This is a genomic window from Pseudoduganella sp. RAF53_2, assembly GCF_052113985.1.
Lineage (GTDB): Bacteria > Pseudomonadota > Gammaproteobacteria > Burkholderiales > Burkholderiaceae_D > Rugamonas.
In genome coordinates this window covers 1-1,493 of record NZ_JBFRDW010000967.1, presented here as the reverse complement: position 1 = coordinate 1,493, position 1,493 = coordinate 1, and the positions used below count along the sequence as shown (strand labels likewise).

The 1,493-nt window shown below is 61.4% G+C and carries 2 protein-coding genes; both read right to left on the bottom strand.

The window, feature by feature from the left end; translation table 11 throughout:
• Positions 1–211 precede the first annotated feature (211 nt).
• Positions 212–664, bottom strand: a complete 453-nt coding sequence (locus tag AB4Z11_RS31490; protein ID WP_442030081.1) for a cache domain-containing protein — start codon at positions 662–664, stop codon at positions 212–214.
• 44 nt (positions 665–708) lie between these two features.
• The coding region (locus AB4Z11_RS31485; protein WP_442030079.1) for a 3'-5' exonuclease at positions 709–1,493 on the bottom strand (785 nt) is incomplete at its 5' end.

Sequence of the window (1,493 nt, the reverse complement as noted above, 5' to 3'; positions counted from 1 at the left end):
GTGTTGCGTGTCGACGCACTTCTCGATCATAGCGACCTCGTCCGCGACTTGGCCAAGCGCGTCGGCGTGCACGTCGGCTTGGGCCGGCGGGGTGCCGGCTTTGATGAGGCGTTTGGCGTACTGGTGGGCGTCAAAGCTGGTCATGGGCGCTTCCGGGGAGATGACCATTATCTCCCCGTGTCAGCGCGCGCACGATTGAGCTGCCGCAAACTTACTTGAGGTAGACCCCGCCACACACGATCAGGTCTTCTTCAGGCTGGCAGTACATGGTCTTGGGCTCGATCGAACCGCTGACAGGATTGGTGAATTTGTAGTCCTGCCAGAACGGCGCTTTCTTTTTCGCGAGCTCGACGCGTTCGCGGACAAAGTATTTGCCGTCGATGTCTTTCAGTTCCATGAGGTTCTTGCCGATCATCTTGCCGTTGGCGCCGTGTGCGCGGACCACGCCGTCCAGGCCATAAACCACGATATACAAATCGCGGTCATTGAACTGGCCATGCTTGTTACTGATTTCGGCAAAGGCCTTATCGTGCCCGTTCGCTTTCAGGTAAGCCGTGGCCTTCTTGACCATGGCTTCGGCTTCCGGTTTGGTGGCGTGCTCCGCAGCGAAAGCTGGCAGGGCGGCGAACAGTGTGGCGACGAGCATTGCGCGGCGTGCAAACATGAAAGCCTCCGGAAACGAGTCAACGGGAGCTCATCCTAGCATGCTCAAGCCGGCTTGGGTTCCTTTGGTGCGGACAGCAGCGCCTTCATGCGCGCCAGACGCTCGCGCGGCGAAATGATTTCATCTTCCTTCGGTGGCGCATCGCCCACATCGAGCTGCATCTCCGCGATGAAGCGCGAGATATCGCACTGCACATGCTCACCGCCGCGCTTGCGCTTCTTGCACCAGGTGAGCTGCAAGGTGCGCTGCGCCCGCGTGATGCCAACGTACATCAAGCGCCGCTCTTCCTCGACGCGCTGCGCCAGCTGCTCGATTGGCGCATCCGGATCGCCCTTGTGCGGCAGGATGCCTTCTTCCACGCCGACCAGGAACACGTGCGGATACTCCAGCCCCTTCGACGCATGCAGGGTCGACATGCGGATCGCATCCGGCTCCTCGTCCTTCCCTTCCAGCATGGACATGAGCGCCACCATCTGGGTCAGTTCCAGCACGTTCTTCTCTTCGCCGTCGCGGTCCTTGCCGCCCCGGCCGCGGTCCTTCAGCCAGTTGACGAAATCGAGCACGTTGTCCCACTTACCCTGCGCGGCGCGCTCCTCGAAGGTGTCGTACAGATAGTGCTCGTAGTGCATGCCTTCCATCAGGTCATCCAGCACCTGCGCCGCGTTGTCGCCGCTGCCCGACGGACCTGGGCGCGTGGCGCGCGATTCCAGCTCCAGCATGAAGTTGCAGAAGTCGCGCAGAGGACCGAGCTGGCGGTCGGTCAGTACCGATTCCACGCCGCCCTTGAACACTGCCTCGAACAGCGAGCATTGCCACTTGCCCGAGAAGG